Origin of the sequence: Moorena sp. SIO3E8 (assembly GCF_010692445.1) — a bacterium.
GTDB lineage: Bacteria > Cyanobacteriota > Cyanobacteriia > Cyanobacteriales > Coleofasciculaceae > Moorena > Moorena bouillonii.
On record NZ_JAAHHM010000086.1, the window covers coordinates 1 to 17,701 of the forward strand.

Sequence of the window (17,701 nt, forward strand, 5' to 3'; positions counted from 1 at the left end):
ATGTTCTGGACGCTCAAACCCTTATAACTACGTCCAAGGTCGGTCCAAAACAGCATGTATCTTTTTGTAACAGATGAGCTGAATATCTTACCCAGTAAGGATTTTAGCTTGCATGTCACCCCCCCAGGTCAGATTACCTAAGAAAACCCAGTTCTGCCAGAACAACGGGGAAAAATCAAACTAATGGCTCAAGCATGGTTAAATTGGGGAAGACAAAAGGGTTATATTGCTTGAGTTTTTCATGGGAGAAGCTATACACTTAGAGTTACGTTTTCCTAATTTAGCGCGGACTCAATATACTGTTACCAGTCCAAAATCCCAAGAATATAACTGTTTTGCTTGGGTGGCTGGCGATCGCGAAAGATGGTGGCAACCTACGCCAGAAGATCAGTTTTATTGGGTTGAATGCGTACCGAAAGAAGAAACATTATCTGCCTATATTCAAGCCTATCAAACATTGGGTTATACACCATGCCAGAGCGAGTTTCTAGAGTTTGGTTATGATAAAATTGCGCTATAGCAATTCTCATATTCATGAGGTACAGTAACAGCAGTGAGTAAACCAATTCCGAATATCTTCCTTAGTGACTTTTAAGATGGCATCGGCAATCCCCTCTATTAAATCTTTGTAAGTTCTGGCTTTAATCTTTTTCAAGATTGCTTTGACTTTTGACCAAAAATTTTCGATGTCTTGATGCAGTCGCTCATGGTTTGTTCGCGTTCGCCTTTGGCGTGGCCTACGGCCAAGCGTCGGCTACGCCGAAGTTACCGTTTCGAGAGGGTCGCCTTATTAAAAAATATTTAACCAAAGGTGCGCTTTCCGTAGGCGAATTAAATTCGCCACGGGTCGCACCTCTTTTCTGCATAACCTGCTGACATTAAAGGCTCCAGTCTCTAAGGTTTCGTCTCCGGGGAAACCCCCAAGACCGCGCTGCATCGCTTGGTGAAAACTCGGGAGAATAGGGGGGTAAATAAATCAGTTTTGCTCCCGCTTGTTCAATTAATTCTCTAACCATTTCTCCTTCATGGATTTTAGCATTATCCATTATTACACAGGCATTTTTACAGAAATAAATTAGTAACTAAATTTTTAGCAATAACTGCTTCAAAAGTTACTCGATTAACTCCTCCAGATATATTACTAGATGCCACGACTTTTTATAAAGATAAAGCACCTATTACGGAGATATTTTTGCCTCAGGCTCTTTTCAGTGGTTTTTTACCTCTGGCTCTTTTCCCTTTTAAGGCTCTAGCATACATCCTAACCATTGTCTTGATGCAGTCGCTCATGGGGGAAACCACGGCAGACCGCGAGTGGGGGAGACCCCCAAGACCGCACTGCCTCCCCAAGACCGCGCTGCATCGCTGCTAAATTTACTCCCGATTCATCTATTAAAATCAAATATTATGCCGGGATATCTCGGATATCTGACCAAAACTTTAGTCGTTTTATTTGGACTATTTCTGACTCTTTTTCCGCTGCATATAATGTTTTTTTTTAAGTATAATCGAGTTGTTTGATTAGTCTTGCCATCGTGGCTCGACTTACGCGAATTTGGATCTTTATTTATAGTAAATCACAAAGTTCAACTAACGTAGCATCATTATTTGTTTCAATTATTTCTCCCAAATCTATTAATTGCTCGACCCTAAGTTTGCGTGGCGGACTTACCCCTTGACGTTGCTGTGCGACCCCGGTCGGGAAACCCGACCTAGGGAATGCGCACCAAGAGAGGGGTTTAATATCTCCGGTTTCTCGATGTTGTTTTAGTAATTTTTGAATAAAGCTTTTGGCTACACCAAAACGTTGAGCTAAGTTTCGGATTGATAAATTTTATTTTTTATGGATTTCTAGAATTTTTTGCCGAAAGTCAAGAGAGTAAGGTTTCATCCGAAATTTGTATCACTAACTATCTAATCTATTTATTAGTGTACCTCATAGCTATGAGAAACGCTATAGCACTAAGAGGATATCTGAAAAGTTTTTTTATACTGAATTTTGCCCCCCTAGCCCCCCAACTTTGGGGGGAATAAGAGTCAATTTGCTTCTAAAAGTCCCCCAAAATTGGGGGACCAACGGGGGCTTGGATGTAGCAAATGAGACTTCTCAGACAACCTCTAAGATGGCAGATTAGGAAAGATTAGGACGTATAGATTTTCTTTGTGTTCTTTGTGGCTTTGTAGTGAGTTCTCCTCGTGTCCTAACACCTAATACCTAATTCACCAACTGAGCAAGAGTTGCTTCCATAACAGCCCTTGTTTGACCTAAGACTGTGAACACCAATGCCTCACGATATACTCGCTGTGCGCCATGATGTCGGTAATTAGCGGCACCACTAGAAACAGTAACTGCTGCTGCAGTACAACGTTGCGCTAAATTAATTGCCCAAGCGCGGAGTTGTAGCCGTTCTTCGCAAGACTGAGAATCAGGTGTTAGTGCCGCCATCATTGCTGATTGACAACGTTTGAGTTCTTCGTTGAAGGCATCAAATGCTTGCTTGATGAAGGGAAGTTGTTTAGTCTGGTAAACAGCCTCTATGATATCGAGACCTGCTCTAGTATTGCCCAAGCAGTCAAACCCGTGATTCAGAACATTCTTTCGATCGTTCTCATGAATTGCACCAGTGGGTTTAATGAAGACAACACGCTCTTCAGGTAAGAACCAATGAGTAAGCTCTGCCGTAACGGTATTGGTTGAGGACATTGCCCCTAATTCCATTGGCTTACTAAAAGTAATTGCTCCCCCAGTCTCTTGCATGGTTTCAATAAACGGCAACATACCATAAACTGCCCGACCATCGGGAAGTGTTGCACCCAAAATAAAATCTTGAAAGAAACCAAAACCCGTTACCCAAGGTACTTTTCCTTCTATCTGATACCCACCTGCTACAGGAATAGCTTTAACCATTGACTTGCCTTGGCGTCGCAGATGGGAAAAGCCAATGCCAAGCAACACCTGTCCTTGGCTCATATAAGGCAGATATTGCCACTTTAAAGATTCATTGTCAGTGTTGGTGAGGAATTCTCCTGCACTTTGGTGTTGGGTGTGCAGAAATGCCAACGCACCAGAGTAACGGGGAATGAGCTGCTGGAAGTGGCGAAAGGTTAGCTCACTAACTCCAGTACCTCCCCAAACCTTAGGAATCTGCAGTGCCAATAAAGAGCGAGCACCCATTCCCTGAAGTGCCGCTCTTAATACTTCTGGATTATCATCAATTTCTGACGCTACTGGTGCAACAAACTCCCGGAGATAAGACTCAGCAATTTCTAACAGCGCTTGTTGCTCATCTCGATTACTCTCTGTGTTCTCTGTGACTCTGTGGTGAGTTCTACTCATGTCCTAACGTATTCCCATAGTGGTTAAAAACACCGAACTCGGGATGCTTTAGGAGCATCCCGAAGGGTATGCACATCCTACAATCAGTAAATCACCTAAGTAGTAGAAGTGTTAATCAATGCCTGCTGTAGGCGGATTTTGTCCCTACCGTGCTGATGGAAAATCACCCAAGATTCAATGAGATCGGGACCGTGAACATCTCCAGTGAGTGCAGCACGGAGCGATCGCACGAGGGATCCTTTTTTCACTTTCTGCTCTTTAGTGACCTTTTTAATAATCTGCCCAGCCTAATCTGCACTCAGCTGTGACAGATCACTAATAGCATGAAGGATGGCTTGCAGTACCTGTGAAGCACCTTCAGCTTGTAGGCGTTGAGCTGCTTCTTCACTAAATTCGACTCACTCAGTCAAGAACATCCTACTCATATCTACTGCTTCTGGCAAGCGAGTCAGACTCAGCCCAATCAAGTATCCTCTTAAATGTGCCATCTGAATAAACCATTACTTCAGAAGGTAACTCTTTTCCTGGGAAACCTGAAGCCATTACTATTCCATAAGCCCCTGTATTTCTAATTGCCAGGATATCTCCTTCTTGTACTTGAGGTAGTTTTCTCTCTTTGCCTAAAAAGTCTGATTGCAATACAGTATTGCCTCTTATGTCATAAGTTTCTGTCTCTCCTGTTTTACCAACAGCCTCAATTTCGTGGTATGCTCCATATATTCTTGGTCTTGGAAATTCTCCGAACCCTGCATTGATTGATATCTGCTTTTTACCAGTCAATTGTTTAACATTTGTTACTTTGGCATAAAGTGTTCCTGCCGTTGCTACAACCGATCTACCAGGCTCTATTTTTAATTTTACATCCCTTCCAAGATGGTCTGATAATTCTTTTGTTAATCTTGAATAGTATTCTCCTATTCCAGCAAAATCAAATTTTGATTCAGTTTTTCTTCCAGGTACGCCAAAACCACTTCCAAAATTTACATATTCTAAATCTGGAAATTGCTTTGCACATTCCATCAAATAATTTGAAGAGTGTATTAAAGGTTCTGAATCTAAAATATTAGATGCGAGATATCCGTGTATTTCATTGATTCTACATCCATAATCTTGAGCAATTTGTTTTACTCTTGAAAAATAGTCTTGAGGTATACCTACATCTGAATCTTTTGGGGAATTAGTATAACCTTCAGGAAGTTCGATATCTTCTTTCATTTTAATTCTAATTCCAAAATTACCCCCTGCATTCAATTTACAATATTTCTCAACCTCTTCAACTGAATCCAAATTTACTTGCACTCCTTCTTGAACTAATCTCTCTAAACTTTCACTATCCAAACCAGTTGAAGTAAAAGAAATATCCCCATTACTGAATCCCACTTTCTTAACTAAATCAAGTTCGTGTATAGAATTTATTTGAACAAAGCCTCCTAATTGTCTGATTTTCCTTAATACCTCGCTATTACTATTACACATAACGGCATAATGTACCTGTTTATTTTCATAAGGTATTGAATCTATGATTAGTTCAAAGTTTCTTTTAATCTCATTTTCTTCATAAACATAAAGAGGTGTTCCATTCTCATTAATTATATCTAAAATATTTTGATTATTCAATTCATATTTACCACTCCATTCTAATTTGACTGATTTCATTCTTCCAAGTAATTCATCTGATAATCTCTCAATTGGGAAATTTTCAGAAACAAAATTAACTCCGACTCTACTTATTCCTCCTTTTGTACAAACATCATCTATTACTCTAAATCCAAATTCTTTTAACAAATCAGCAGTCTGATATAATGCATCAAAAATTATTTCTCTACCTTTCTCTTCATTTATTCCTTTTTTTGTAATTGATGTCAGATATCCTCTGATAAATTCAGAGATTATTGCAGGAGAACAACTTGCCAGATGCGTATATTCATCAAGATGTTCTTCAGGGACACAATAGACATTAGCAATTTGTGACAAATCTAAATAAACTCTTTCTGATTCTTGAGATTTATCTGCTACAAAAAGAATTGTGCCTTTTCTTTTGTTTGTTATACTTGGGATTATTCTAACTAATTTTATTTTGCCTAAATTTTCATAGTAATAATTTCTTTCTATAGATGCGACAGAAGTTACCAGAGTTTTTTCATTCAACTTTCCGTTTAAGTCTTGATATACATCAGGCAAATCCTGTGGTTTCACACACAGGTAAATATAATCAGAATTAGAAATAACTTCTTGATTTGTCCCTTTATTTATTCCTGTATATATGACTATTCTTTTTAATCTTTCAGTACTTCTATTTGATGCATAGATTTGATCGGGATCGGCTACTCCGCTATCTACAAATCTATTAATTAGCATTTCACCAATTATTCCTGTTCCTATAAATCCATAATTTATCTTTTTCATTATTTGTTATTGTCTAGTAGTCAACAGAATAAGTATAACTCAGATCTTGCACCTGATTTTGAAAACGTAAGAATTCAGGTCATCGGAATCAGGGAAGGATAAGAAACCGTTGGGGAAACGGTAGCCTCAAGAGCTTGTCGGAAAAACTCCATAGCCGAAGGATCCTGGACACGGTAGGTTTGGATGACACTGAGTAAATCGGCTGTTTCCCGAAACCGTTCTATGGAACGGGAACCGCCACAGACCTTACGTTTGGTCACTGCTGGACGCAATGCTCTTTCCGCTCGATTACTCGATTATTATCGGGTGGAACTTCTGGGTGGCCCTTGGAAATACCGGTCTTCAGTATTTAGTATGCTATTTTAACGTAAACCTTAAATAAAATCAAAAAAAATTTATCAAAGTATAGCCCGAAATGCCAGGGTAAACGCATCTTGTTGGGTAAGCGGGGGTAGTTCTCAATAAACCTGGCCTTATTGTGCTTATTGACAATGGCTTTTCAACATATAGTGTTTATTTAATTTTAAAAACACTATATATAGGATAAAAAAATTAGATGCGTTTACCCTGCCCGAAATGCCGCTTTAGTTGACTTCTAAGGATGAGCTATTGTTCCTGGGGGGGTGACATGCAAGCTAAAATCCTTACTGGGTAAGATATTCAGCTCATCTGTTACAAAAAGATACATGCTGTTTTGGACCGACCTTGGACGTAGTTATAAGGGTTTGAGCGTCCAGAACATCAAAGAAGGGTCAATTTGGGAGTTTATCTTTCCTGAAATAATTGGCATCAAAGCCTTACCTAGTAAGCTTTTCAGGGCTCATGTCACCCCCTCAGCTATTGTTCACTAGAACTATCAGGGAAGTAATTTGAGGATATATAGCGTTGGGAGCATGTCAAATTCGCAGAACAAATGTACTAAAATAACTGATAACTGCTACTGAAGCCCCGAAAACACTTTAGTTCAAGCGTTTGTAGTTCAAGTTTTCTTACAAAATTGACCTGCTCCCTATATAGCGTTTCTTATAGATTTTTTACCTATTCCCTCTTCCATCTTACCTGCTTCCTGCTCCCTGCTCCCTGCTCCCTAAAGCCGAGAATTTTGTACCTCATGACTATGATAAGTGCTATAGTTACCCTTGTCAGCAACGTTTAATCAAAAGGAGGATTAGAGCGATTTATGAAGTACGGTAAGTACTTTCTACACCTGGCAGCCTTTCTACTAGCACTAACTATATTAGTCTTGCCTCTGCCAGCCCAAGCCCAAAGCGCTGCCACCATAAAAGCTGACTATGAAAACGAGCCTAAAAGCGCTCAAGATTTCTCCGATAAAGACTTGAGTTACAAGGTTTTTAGCAATGTCAATTTCCAGTCAGCCAACTTGAGCAACTTTAAGTTTATAGGTGCCAACTTTACCAAAGTTGATTTCACGAATGCTAATCTACATGGAGCCAATTTCACCTCTGCATACATTAATATAGGTAGCTTCAAGGGAGCAGACTTAACCGATGCAGTTTTTGAAGATGCATTGATATTGAAATCTAAATTTAAGGGTGCAGATATTACTGGCGCTGACTTCACCTTGGCAATTTTGGATTATAACCAAGACCAGAAGCTATGCAAAAAAGCTTCTGGTACTAATCCCATAACTGGTGTTGATACTCGCGATTCTTTATTCTGTTATTAAAATTAATTTAAGTATTTAGCTGTCAGCGGTCAGTGGTCAGTGGTCAGTGGTGAGCTAAAAGCTCACGCTACGCGAACAGTGGTCAGCCGTTGGCCTTTGCCTGTTCCCGTAGCGTGGGCGTAGCGCTAATCGCTGATAGTTGATAGCTGAATGCTTACCATAAAAATCCTGCTACTAGCTGATTTAAAGGATGAAATCAAGTCAGATAAGTTATTGTTGGAATAAAAATTTACCATCAATTGAACATGATATGCTTCAGCGTTCAATTCCTCTAGTTTCCATTTATGTATTGTCACTCTATCTGCCTGTTTTATTATCCAAAACTCAGGTCACATTAAGTTTCAAAAGCTAATTTATCACCAAAGACTTGTTGCCAATCAGTATTAAATTGTTCAACGGCCAAAGGTATAGCCGGATGTGAAACCATTTGTCCCATTATACCTACAGGCAAAGTAATCGCACCAACCCCTGCTTGTAATACCTCTAAAACTTGACGGGGATTTTTAAAACTAGCAGGTAATAAACAACAACTTAGCTGTTGTTGTTGGACAAGTTGTTGAAGTTGCTCCACAACTGTGACACCATTGCCCCCAAAAACATCAATTCGATTCACATAAGGAGCTAAATAATCTGCACCTGCTAGTGCAGCTAAAAAACCTTGTTGAACTGTATAAATTGCCGTAGCTAATAGAGGTATCTGCTTCTGATGTAACTTTTTTATTGCCACCAGACCTATTTCCGTGGCCGGAATTTTAAGCACAATATCATAGGGTAACGCTGTGATTTTCTCAGCTTCAACGATAATTTCATCTACAGATTGACTGATAACTTGAATGTGAAAACGTGCATCATTTCCTAGTATAGTATTTACGTCTTTAAGTAGTTGATTAACACCGATGTTGGCTTGAGCCAGAATACTGGGGTTGGTGGTTATTCCTTTAATCGGTAAGCAAGAGTGAAAACGTGCTATCTGTTCAACATCGGCACTGTCTAAATATAGTTCTAACATGATTAAATACTGATTAACTTTACTGAATAAAAATGCTCCGCAGTACAGTTATAGCAATTCTCATAGTCATGAGGACAAAGCTTATCCTTTTAAGGCAATAGGCAATAGGCAATAGGCAATAGGCAATAGTAAAGAGGGTTTTAAGGGAATCAGTGTCAAATAATACTGTACCTCATAACTGCGATAAACGCTATAGTTATGATTTGAGAATAAAAGTCATTTTGGGCAGCAAATTGCTTTCGCTCGTGCTGAGCCAACCTCCAAGCAACTCATAGAATTAGCCATAGCGCAAGTCCCCAGAAAGGAATAAATCGAAACCAGCCAATCCTGCTGTTAACTGCCCCCAAAAGTAAAGCCTGAACAAGGGAAAAAAGTACTAAATCTACACAGAAAGCTAATGTAAGTCGGTTCGTTATCAATTGCTCGCCAAAATAGTTCATTCTCTCGACCAAATCTCCAAATTCTGGTCGTCCCATCACCCCCCAAACTAAGGCAATTATCCCCACTATCATTCCTGTCCAACCAAATACACGAGCTAATAGTCCCTTGTTCGTTTCCTCCTTTACTGGCGGAATTGGTGTATTATAGCGCAGTGCCATATAAGGGGTAAGAACAGCATTCGTTCCGAACATCGCCAGACTCCAAATGAGAATCTTGGGGAAATGAATTGTCCTTCTATCGACCAGGAGTAGAGGTAAAAACATAAAAATCCAAGCTTCGGCAAAGTTGAAAAGTGCTTCTAAGGTAGGATGAAGCACTGGTGCTTCTAAATAATGAATGCCTACTAGGTTCAAAAGGGGTAGAATAAAGAAAAAATTCAGAGATTCATTTGTTATTTCCTCTATAGTTTCTGGTTGAATCGCCCAAGCGGGTTCCCCTGGAATAAGTTGCCCTGGTGGAGATAGCAACAGAATGTAAATATAAGCGATCGCTATTAACCCAAATACTAGAGCAAGAAAGCGTTGATTTTTTGGAATCCCTTGGCCTAAGGGAGAGGTTTCCCTAGTGCTTTCATCTTGCCGATTTTTCAGCAGTGTCCGTATCAGCGGAGATACCAGTCGGATGATAAAGAATGCCGCCTTCCCTGGTTTTATGGGGGGTTCAACCAGATCACGGGCTAAAACTAACTTGCCAGTTACCTCAGAAAAACGATAAAAGCTAACACCTCGTCCGTTAGGAAAGGGAATGCCGTCTAATTCAACGTGCCATAGTATTCCTACTGCCAGGGGATCGCCTGTGGTGATATCGTCAATTACAAATTTTAACTGATCCGGGATACCTTGACAGGATTCTTCCAGAAGTTGTCTGACAGCTTCCTTTCCTTTGAATGGTTGGGAAAAGTTTAGATCCTCGTAAATACACTGGTCGTCTATCCACTCCATCGCAGCGTTAACATCCCTACGATTGATGGCTTCATAGATAGACTGGATCAGATTATGGGCAGGTGTGGTCATGAGATTTGAGATTTGAGATTTTAGCTAAGCATTTAGTGGGAAACCTGCATGGCAGGGATTAACAGAAGCACCTTTCCAAGAATTAAGTAATCAGGAATTATACAATATTTTGCACAGACATACAAACCATTGCCCTAGTTGTCGGCAATCTCTAGTGTTGATAGATAGCATTAGCGATCGCGTTTAGTTAACCTTTTTTTTGCGAAGCTATTGATTAAGTTACTGTTTTTTAGCTTTCACCAGAAATACTCTTGCTACATCAGGAACATCACGAGGGGGTAACGGCTCTATGAAACGATCAAAATTCGCCCCCTCATCTCCAGGTTGAATAACTTCTGCTTCCCAGTCATATTGAGCTAACAGTTCTTCTGGGGAATCGAAACCGGAACGGAAATAACCTTTGTAGGGTTCGTATTCTATGCCTTTAACATTAACTAAATCCAAAGCTAAATAACTATCAGTAGCCGTTAACTGGGAAATTGTTTCCAGTAACTGATGTACTTCCGGCTCGCTCAAGTACATCAACAGTCCTTCTAATAACCAGACTGAAGGCAATTCAGGCTGATATCCTTTAGTAAACAACAGATGTGACCAAGGTTGAGTTAAATCTGCGGAAATAGCACAGTGTTGAGAGTTGGGAACAACCTCTTGGAGAATGGTTGCCTTAGTTTTGAGAACCTGCGGTTGGTCTAGTTCGTAGATTTTAGTGACAGATGACCAAGAAAGACGATAAGCTCGGGTATCCATACCCGAAGCTAGAATAACCACTTGATGCGCTTTGGCAGAGGCTGAAAGAATAAAATCATCAAATAAACGGGTTCGGACTGCTACATAAGCCTGATCTTCTACCTTTAACTTTTGCTCTAAAACAGCAAATGCTTCTTCTCCAGCTAACTGAGCAGCAAAAGGGTCATTAAACAGACGATCTGATCTTGTTGTTTCTTTTGCTCTTATTGCTGCCATTAAACGAGCAGTAAAAGGGACAAATTGTTCTGGCTGAGGGTTTCCTGGTAGTGATGATGTCATAAGAAATCTTAATCAGATATTTTAACTGGATTATTATAAGCCTCCTTTTGCTGTGAACAAAACTCCTGTATCTACAATGCCCTGAAGATCTAGATCAGTCAACAAGCGTCACTGGGCACACCTTGGACACCTAAGCACCTGTTTATGGATGGTGGTAGCGCTAATCTTTACAGCGGAGGACAATATCCTGCTCTAACAAAGTGAAGCTAGTGGGCTGGGATTTGTCTAAATCCTTGACGTAAGAAACAGGATACCAAACTTCTTACCAGTCAAAGACTTCTGGATCAGAGCCACCTGCTGCAAGTTCTTGCACTGCCTTAGTTTGAGAGGTTACGGACTGTAAAACGCTGCTAGACATAGTAGGATTTTTTTAAAAGTTATTGGACTTTAACCAGAATAAATGTAACAAGTTTAAAAAAAAATAGTCAATAAAAACTCAACAATCCAGGATGATATAAAGTAGCATCAGGACAGCTAAAATATTCAAGAATATGGTAGTCGTAGATTCAGAAAAACGTACATCAGCTAAAACAGCTTTGCGTCAAGTGCTTGCCGCTTGTGGTGGAAATACGAAGGATGAAGCGGTAATTGCTGCAATTAATCATTTATCTCAACTCAATCCGACAACAACACCAACACGTCATGGAGAACTCTTGGATAATGAATGGTTGTTAATTAGCGCACCTAATTTTCCCGGAGGAGAGCAACTGGCAGATGGTCAGTATGCTTATACTCTCGGTCGTCTTGCTTTTAATATGTTTCAACCCACAGGATTAAAACTGGTGATTGACCGAGTTCTCCAACCTGTATTTTTGTTGGGAGATGGTCAACAGCGTAGTTATGATATCGTTGTGGAATTTACGACCGTTGATGAGTCTATGCCTCAAATCAGGGGAATTGTACGCAACAAAGGCGTTTGTTATCCCGTTAGTGATTGGGTGCTGCAAGTACAATTTACAGGAGGTATTTTAGCTCCTCATCCATCAACAAATCTAAAAGATTGGCAAGCCATTTTTGCTGATCAATCCCCATCTTCACAGAAAAGCTTGACAGAAAAATTGATGTCTGGTTTTTTGAAGTTGATGTTCGGTTTAGTACCCCCCCAAGGGATGAACCGAGATACTGGAGAAGTAGCATTTACCATGAAGCGATCGCCCAAAGGTCGTCTACAAATTCTCTATCTGGATGAGGAACTACGAATCGTTCGTGGGGAAAAGGGTACAGTTTTAGTCTGTGACATCGACAGGTGCGACCCCTCGCGAATTTAATTCTTAATGGTAAGAGCGCACCTACTAATTTCAAAAGCGATTCAGCAAGCGATGGAGCGCGGTCTTGGGGGTTTCCCCCATGAGCGACTGCATCAAGACACGGAACAGGAGGTTTCTCCCACTCGGGCTTTTCATCAAAACAGTAAGATGCTCCCATTTTGTTGGGAGCATCTCATTTTGGCAAATATATCGTTTTATTTTGGCGGTATAATCACCATGATACAGCTATTTGCGGTATGTTTTTTCCAAAGTGAGATGCTCCTGCTTTGTTTGGGGCGTTCTTTTTGTTTAACTCCCGCTAATCGCAAACAGGAACTAATCAATACTGGGTAACCCCAAGAATAGGTTGAGCCTTTGTGTTAGCTAACTGTGGTGCTGTGAAGTTACCAGAGTATAGAGGTGATTCCTCTTGAACAATCACTGGTAAGGATTGGCGCATTTGAGCAGCAACCGCTACAGTTTTCACATCATAGGTTTGAGTGACTAGCTTCGGATAAAGACCGATGCCAATAATAGGGATTAACAGACAAGCGGTAACGAAAATTTCGCGAGGCTTGGCATCCCCTAAGTATTTCTCAATAATTAATCCAGAGTTATTTTTACCGAAAAATACCTGTCTCAGCAGTGAAAGCAGATAAATCGGAGTTAGGATTAATCCCACTGCGGCTAAGAAAACGATGACGACTTTGAAAGATGAGCTGTAGACAGTGCTAGTGGTGACTCCAAGAAAGACTGACAACTCACCCACAAAACCACTCATTCCTGGTAAGGCTAGGGATGCCATGGAACCAGCAGTGAAGAGGGCAAATGCTTTGGGCATTTCTTTCGCCATTCCTCCCATTTTTGCCATCGCTAGGGTATGAGTACGCTCGTAGGTGACACCAGATAGGAAGAATAAGGCAGCAGCGATTAACCCATGGGAAAGCATTTGTAAGATAGCTCCATTCATTCCTAATTCAGTGAACGAAGCAATGCCAACCAACACAAAACCCATGTGGGAAATTGACGAGTAAGCTAGTCGTCGTTTGAGATTGTCTTGGCTAAAAGCAAGCAAAGCACCGTAGATAATATTGACCACACCTAATACTGCTAGCACTGGTGCGAAGTAAGTATGGGCATGAGGAAGCATTTCTAGATTCATGCGCATCAGTCCATACCCACCCATTTTCAATAAGACCCCAGCTAATATCATCGAGACTGGAGCAGAAGCTTGGCTGTGTGCATCTGGTAACCAGGTATGTAGCGGAAAAATCGGCAACTTGACACCATAGGCAATTAAGAAACCCGCATAAGCTACTAGTTCCAAAGCTATCGGGTAATTCCGATTCCCTAGGGTTTGCATGTCAAAGGTGACTGTATCTCCAGCAAACGCCATCATTAGCGCGGCGACCAGGATAAAAACTGAACCTGCTGCTGTGTAAAGAATAAATTTGGTTGCGGCGTAGAAGCGTTGTTTTCCTCCCCATATAGAAATGAGCAAGTACACTGGCAGCAACTCTAATTCCCACATTAGGAAAAACAACACTAAATCTTGAGCTGCAAACACCCCGATCTGGGCGCTATACATGAACAGCATCAAGCAGTAAAACAGACGCGGTTTATGGTTAATCTTCCAAGCCGCAACAATAGCTAAGGTAGTGACTAAGCCACTTAACACAATCAGAGGCATCGATAAGCCATCGACTGCTACAGACCAACTAATGCCAAGCTGGGGTATCCACGTATAACTTTCCCTGAGCTGAAAATCGGAGTTTCGGAAATCGTAATGATGCCAAAACCCATAGATGATTAGGACAAAATCCAGAACGGCTACACCTAGGGCATACCAACGAATCATTCTCAGCCACTTGCTGGGAATGAGCGGAATCAGCAGAGATGCCACTAGGGGCAGCAGAATAATCGTCGTTATCCAAGGAAAATTTACGGAGACCATAGCTAAGAATAAATACCTATTGGCTTCTAGTTTCAGTATATTAAGTAAAGTTAAGAATTGCAAAGGGTATTTACCGAAAAAACACAAAAAAAATTTTTCAGTAGCCATTGCTACCGAAAAAGTAAAGAATTGTTAAAAATTTAGGTTAAGGTGGGTCACCCCCAGAACCCTTATGCTAAGGGGTAAGAGGTTTGGGGTAATCAGCTAGCTTAGCAGGAGCCTCACACCATAATCTTTGATTTGGTGTCAGAGGAATGCGCGGTTCCACCCGGGGGTTCAATGCCCCCGTATGGAACCAATCACAACGCTTTTGGGGAATCCTGTTCTTCAATGTACTTTCGTGATGTGGACACAGTGACTCCACCGCATGAGGCTATATAGCGCTACGCTTAGCGTCAGAAGTTAGAAGTCAGAAGTCAGAAGTAAGCCACTTCTAAGCCTTCTACTTGTGACCGTCTTGAGATTATTGATGAATTTGGTTAACTCCATTTGTGGAAAATACTGAAACAACAGATGGATGTGCTCTTCCTCCCCATTAAACTCAACCAACTTACAATCCCATTTTTGGCACAAGTCCTCTACTACCTCACCAAGGCGTTCCAGCATTTCGGCGTTGAAAACCTTACGCCGATACTTGGACGTCAACACCAGATGTGCTTTTAGGTCACTTACTGATCGTCATGCATGAAATGTAATCACTTTTCATGGCAACCTTTTCGGAATCTGTACACTAATTAGTGTAGTCTTATTTCTAGTCACCAAACAGGGAGATGAAATACACTTACCAGTATAAAGCACTTCCAACCACCGACCAAAAGCTGGAAATGAATTTCTGGTTAAGGATTTGTCGGTACTGGTATAATCGTCAGCTCGGCGAAAGGTTTGACTGGTGGTTTCGTCATAGAACTCCGGTCAACTCCTGCCCATTGGTCTGCCATCTCCCTGAACTGCGCGATCGTCCTAACTACTACAGTCAGAAGAAGCTGTTACCAGGGCTTAAGAAGGGTAAACTCACTGTGGAATGGTCAGGAGAGAATCTAGAATTTTCGCGGGTTCCTGCCAATACCCTCCAGGAAGTCTGTAAACGTGTAGATAAAGCTTTTGACCGATTTATTTCTGGGGATACAAATGGGAAGAGAAGCGGGAAACCTCGTTTTAAATCTCACGCTCGTTATCGTTCATTTATCGTTGAAGGTGCAGGCTTAAACCTGCACTCCTGCTCGGTTGGTGGGAAATTTATTTACCTTAAAATACCCAAGATAGGCTTACTAAAAATTCGCTCTCACCGCCATGTACCCGATGGTGCAATCCTGAAACAAGTGCAATTCATCAAGAAAAATGATGGATGGTTTGTAAATCTGAAGCTTGATCATCCTACTGTCCCCACTATTCCCTCCGAAAAAATCATCCCGAATTGGGATAACTCCCTGGGCATGGACGCGGTACTTCATAAAGATCATTACCTTGCTACTTCTGAAGGAGCGAAGCTGCCATCAGCAAAGTTTTTGCGGCGCAACCAAGCTAAACTAGCAAAGATTTCCAGAAAGAAAAATGCTCGCAAACGTGGTAGTAAAGCACGTCGAAAGCTAGCAAAAAGAGAGGGACGGGTACATCAACAAATTGCTCGCGCAAGGAAAGATTTCCAGTACCAAACTGCTCACAGTTTGGTAAGAACAGGTAAAAAGGTATTTTTCCACGAAAAGTTAAATCTAAAAGGTCTGACTAGGCGTAACACCCCTAAGCAAGACCAGACTGGTAAATATTTGCCTAATGGCCAATCGGCAAAATCTGGACTCAACCTAAGTTGGGCAGATGCCGCTTTTGGTGAGTTCTTCTTGATTCTTGGTCACATAGCTGCAAAAGCTGGAGCCATCGTGATCTCGAAGAATCCTGCTTATACTTCTCAAGTATTATCCTATCGAGATCACGTAATCTTCACTGATTGCAGTATCCGAGAATATTGGGATGAAACTGAAAAGCTCTGGGTTGATAGAGATATTAATGCTGCTATCAACATCAAGAGAGTGGGGCTGGACGTGTTCCCCACTATAAAACGCCGTAAAGGTAGCATTAAAATAGTTGGTTCTATTACTGATGATACCTCCAAGGAAGTTCTACGCACTCTTCGGGGTGCCTGAGAAGCCTACACCATACCTTTAAGGTTGGTGTAGGAGCGTCACAAGCAATTACCAACTATAACCAGCAGGGGGTCATATAGCGCTACATGCAAGGCAAAAGGCAAAAGGCATGCATGCTAAAGTTGACTATAATCGCTTTTGCTGCTTGTATCAATGTCAAACACCTTAATGCGTAGTGCTGTACCATGGGATGTGGTATTAGCTAATTAATTCCAGAGCAATCTTGGTGCCTTGGGAATCTAGAGAAAGCGATCGCACTTGAGCCTGAATCCCGGCATCGGTCCAAGCTACCGCCATTGCCTCCTGAACGGCTGGTGCTTTGGACTCACTCACCAAAGCCAACAAAGTAGGACCTGCCCCACTAATCACCATCCCATAGGCTCCAGCATCCAAAGCTGCCGCCTCCACAGCGTCATAACCAGGAATCAGTTTTTGGCGATAAGGCTGATGTATCCGGTCTTGCAAACCGACCCGTATCCAATCCCCCTTACCAGACTGCAAACCTCGCAACAACAACCCCAAACTGGCCACATTCAAAACTGCATCAGCACGGCTGTAGCTATCAGGCAACACCTGCCGTGCCTCCTGTGTTGAAAGCTCGAAATCTGGAATTGCCACCACTGGGACCAGATCAGAAGACCAACCAACATCACAAACTACCCAATCCTGTTCTCTTGCTTCTTGTCCTTGGGGTCTTTGGGGTTTCATAGCCAAACCTCGACCGGTCAAACGACATCCCCCCAAAAGCGCTGGAACCACATTATCAGGATGCCCCTCAATTGCGATCGCTAACTCCATTACCTCCTGCTGAGAAAGAGGTTTACCCGCTAACTGATTTGCAGCAATCAATCCTCCAACAATCGCTGTGGCCGAACTCCCCAATCCTCGTGCCAGAGGCACCCCCAACTCAATCTCTAGGTGTACTGGAGGCGGAGTTTTTCCCAGACGATCATATAACGTTGCAAAGGCTCGATAGACAAGATTACTCTCATCTCTACTAACCTTGTTGGCTTCCACACCAGTAACGTCAATCTTAAGCTTGACTGATCCAAAATTTACTGATTCCAGGCGAGTGACTTTAAACTGGTTATACACAGTTAACGCTGCGCCTATGCAATCGAAACCTGGTCCTAGATTAGCGGTAGTACCGGGCACAATAACCCTGACCGTAGAAACAACAGACATTTGACAATATTCTGAACTAAATCATCTTGCCCTAAAAATTGCTCTCCTGTCTACCGGGTTTGGTACATTTATTTACAGTTGGTTACACGTAAGTGATTTTCAATTGAATAAACGACACCCAGGCAGAAGTGAGAACGATTAATTATCTATGGTAATCATGAATCAGTGTATTCTCAGTCTGTGAAAAATTCGATAAGTCCTGACTGCAGAGCGTGGTGACGCGAGCATGTTTCAAATCATCAAAGGCCGATCAGCTGC

At 41.6% G+C, this 17,701-nt stretch carries 15 protein-coding genes and 4 pseudogenes; 5 read left to right on the forward strand and 14 right to left on the reverse strand.

From position 1 onward, the window contains the following. Positions 1–241 precede the first annotated feature (241 nt). Positions 242–520, forward strand: a complete 279-nt coding sequence (locus F6K46_RS27115) for a hypothetical protein (RefSeq protein ID WP_293062930.1) — start codon at positions 242–244, stop codon at positions 518–520. Positions 521–532: 12 nt separating this feature from the next. Here F6K46_RS27115 and F6K46_RS27120 read toward each other — a convergent pair. The 7 genes and pseudogenes from F6K46_RS27120 to F6K46_RS27150 all read right to left on the reverse strand — a co-directional run. Next, positions 533–688: pseudogene (locus tag F6K46_RS27120) on the reverse strand (IS630 family transposase); the annotation flags it as partial. A 102-nt stretch (positions 689–790) separates the two neighbouring features. Continuing rightward, positions 791–937 (reverse strand): hypothetical protein, encoded by a 147-nt coding sequence (locus F6K46_RS27125; protein ID WP_293062981.1) that lies wholly within the window; start codon positions 935–937, stop codon positions 791–793. Continuing rightward, positions 936–1,891, reverse strand: a pseudogene (locus tag F6K46_RS27130) (IS630 family transposase); the annotation flags it as partial. The pseudogene F6K46_RS27130 and the gene F6K46_RS27125, both read right to left, overlap by 2 nt. A gap of 324 nt (positions 1,892–2,215) precedes the next feature. Next, complete coding sequence (locus tag F6K46_RS27135) at positions 2,216–3,337, reverse strand: acyl-CoA dehydrogenase family protein (protein WP_075898734.1); 1,122 nt, start codon at positions 3,335–3,337, stop codon at positions 2,216–2,218. 95 nt (positions 3,338–3,432) lie between these two features. Then, positions 3,433–3,615: a hypothetical protein gene (locus F6K46_RS27140; RefSeq protein WP_330359494.1), complete on the reverse strand. Its 183-nt coding sequence runs from the start codon at positions 3,613–3,615 to the stop codon at positions 3,433–3,435. A 139-nt stretch (positions 3,616–3,754) separates the two neighbouring features. After that, positions 3,755–5,743 (reverse strand): NAD(P)-binding domain-containing protein, encoded by a 1,989-nt coding sequence (locus F6K46_RS27145; protein ID WP_075898736.1) that lies wholly within the window; start codon positions 5,741–5,743, stop codon positions 3,755–3,757. Between the two features lie 74 nt (positions 5,744–5,817). Continuing rightward, positions 5,818–6,065, reverse strand: a pseudogene (locus F6K46_RS27150) (IS66 family transposase); the annotation flags it as partial. Between the two features lie 858 nt (positions 6,066–6,923). On the opposite strand from F6K46_RS27150, the gene F6K46_RS27155 reads away from it, so the two are divergent. Then, on the forward strand, positions 6,924–7,430 hold the full coding sequence (locus F6K46_RS27155) for a pentapeptide repeat-containing protein (protein ID WP_293062932.1): 507 nt from the start codon (positions 6,924–6,926) through the stop codon (positions 7,428–7,430). Positions 7,431–7,555: 125 nt separating this feature from the next. Here F6K46_RS27155 and F6K46_RS40285 read toward each other — a convergent pair whose 3' ends face one another. The 4 genes from F6K46_RS40285 to F6K46_RS27170 all read right to left on the reverse strand — a co-directional run bounded on the left by F6K46_RS40285 (position 7,556) and on the right by F6K46_RS27170 (position 10,919). Continuing rightward, positions 7,556–7,726 carry a transposase gene (locus F6K46_RS40285; RefSeq protein WP_366510773.1) on the reverse strand — a complete coding sequence of 57 codons (171 nt, stop codon included), beginning with the start codon at positions 7,724–7,726 and terminating at the stop codon, positions 7,556–7,558. A gap of 38 nt (positions 7,727–7,764) precedes the next feature. Beyond that, entirely contained in the window at positions 7,765–8,439 is a 675-nt protein-coding gene (locus F6K46_RS27160) for a transaldolase family protein (protein ID WP_293062934.1), read from the reverse strand. A gap of 269 nt (positions 8,440–8,708) precedes the next feature. After that, entirely contained in the window at positions 8,709–9,893 is a 1,185-nt protein-coding gene (locus F6K46_RS27165) for a nuclear transport factor 2 family protein (RefSeq protein ID WP_293062943.1), read from the reverse strand. A gap of 219 nt (positions 9,894–10,112) precedes the next feature. Beyond that, positions 10,113–10,919 carry an SAM-dependent methyltransferase gene (locus F6K46_RS27170; RefSeq protein WP_293062945.1) on the reverse strand — a complete coding sequence of 269 codons (807 nt, stop codon included), beginning with the start codon at positions 10,917–10,919 and terminating at the stop codon, positions 10,113–10,115. A 491-nt stretch (positions 10,920–11,410) separates the two neighbouring features. On the opposite strand from F6K46_RS27170, the gene F6K46_RS27175 reads away from it, so the two are divergent. After that, positions 11,411–12,187, forward strand: coding sequence for a PAP/fibrillin family protein (locus F6K46_RS27175; protein ID WP_293062947.1), 777 nt, complete (start codon positions 11,411–11,413; stop codon positions 12,185–12,187). 51 nt (positions 12,188–12,238) lie between these two features. After that, positions 12,239–12,520 (forward strand): hypothetical protein, encoded by a 282-nt coding sequence (locus tag F6K46_RS27180; RefSeq protein ID WP_293062949.1) that lies wholly within the window; start codon positions 12,239–12,241, stop codon positions 12,518–12,520. Here the strand turns inward: F6K46_RS27180 and F6K46_RS27185 are convergent. Continuing rightward, a complete protein-coding gene (locus tag F6K46_RS27185) occupies positions 12,507–14,120 on the reverse strand; it encodes an NAD(P)H-quinone oxidoreductase subunit 4 (protein ID WP_293062951.1) in 1,614 nt (537 codons plus the stop codon). The genes F6K46_RS27180 and F6K46_RS27185 overlap by 14 nt on opposite strands. A 386-nt stretch (positions 14,121–14,506) precedes the next feature. Then, positions 14,507–14,826, reverse strand: a pseudogene (tnpA, locus tag F6K46_RS27190) (IS200/IS605 family transposase); the annotation flags it as partial. A gap of 64 nt (positions 14,827–14,890) precedes the next feature. Here tnpA and F6K46_RS27195 point away from each other — a divergent pair. After that, complete coding sequence (locus F6K46_RS27195; protein ID WP_293062953.1) at positions 14,891–16,258, forward strand: transposase; 1,368 nt, start codon at positions 14,891–14,893, stop codon at positions 16,256–16,258. A gap of 198 nt (positions 16,259–16,456) precedes the next feature. On the opposite strand, the gene thrB is transcribed toward F6K46_RS27195, so the two are convergent. Continuing rightward, on the reverse strand, positions 16,457–17,443 hold the full coding sequence (gene thrB, locus F6K46_RS27200) for a homoserine kinase (RefSeq protein ID WP_293062960.1): 987 nt from the start codon (positions 17,441–17,443) through the stop codon (positions 16,457–16,459). Positions 17,444–17,701: the final 258 nt, after the last annotated feature.

Bases quoted from the DNA above. Each gene is read 5' to 3' on its own strand.
- F6K46_RS27115 (WP_293062930.1), top strand. From the start codon at position 242: ATGGGAGAAGCTATACACTTAGAGTTACGTTTTCCTAATTTAGCGCGG.
- F6K46_RS27125 (WP_293062981.1), bottom strand. From the start codon at position 937: ATGCAGCGCGGTCTTGGGGGTTTCCCCGGAGACGAAACCTTAGAGACT.
- F6K46_RS27135 (WP_075898734.1), bottom strand. From the start codon at position 3,337: ATGAGTAGAACTCACCACAGAGTCACAGAGAACACAGAGAGTAATCGA.
- F6K46_RS27145 (WP_075898736.1), bottom strand. From the start codon at position 5,743: ATGAAAAAGATAAATTATGGATTTATAGGAACAGGAATAATTGGTGAA.
- F6K46_RS27155 (WP_293062932.1), top strand. From the start codon at position 6,924: ATGAAGTACGGTAAGTACTTTCTACACCTGGCAGCCTTTCTACTAGCA.
- F6K46_RS27160 (WP_293062934.1), bottom strand. From the start codon at position 8,439: ATGTTAGAACTATATTTAGACAGTGCCGATGTTGAACAGATAGCACGT.
- F6K46_RS27165 (WP_293062943.1), bottom strand. From the start codon at position 9,893: ATGACCACACCTGCCCATAATCTGATCCAGTCTATCTATGAAGCCATC.
- F6K46_RS27170 (WP_293062945.1), bottom strand. From the start codon at position 10,919: ATGACATCATCACTACCAGGAAACCCTCAGCCAGAACAATTTGTCCCT.
- F6K46_RS27175 (WP_293062947.1), top strand. From the start codon at position 11,411: ATGGTAGTCGTAGATTCAGAAAAACGTACATCAGCTAAAACAGCTTTG.
- F6K46_RS27180 (WP_293062949.1), top strand. From the start codon at position 12,239: ATGGAGCGCGGTCTTGGGGGTTTCCCCCATGAGCGACTGCATCAAGAC.
- F6K46_RS27185 (WP_293062951.1), bottom strand. From the start codon at position 14,120: ATGGTCTCCGTAAATTTTCCTTGGATAACGACGATTATTCTGCTGCCC.
- F6K46_RS27195 (WP_293062953.1), top strand. From the start codon at position 14,891: ATGAAATACACTTACCAGTATAAAGCACTTCCAACCACCGACCAAAAG.
- thrB (WP_293062960.1), bottom strand. From the start codon at position 17,443: ATGTCTGTTGTTTCTACGGTCAGGGTTATTGTGCCCGGTACTACCGCT.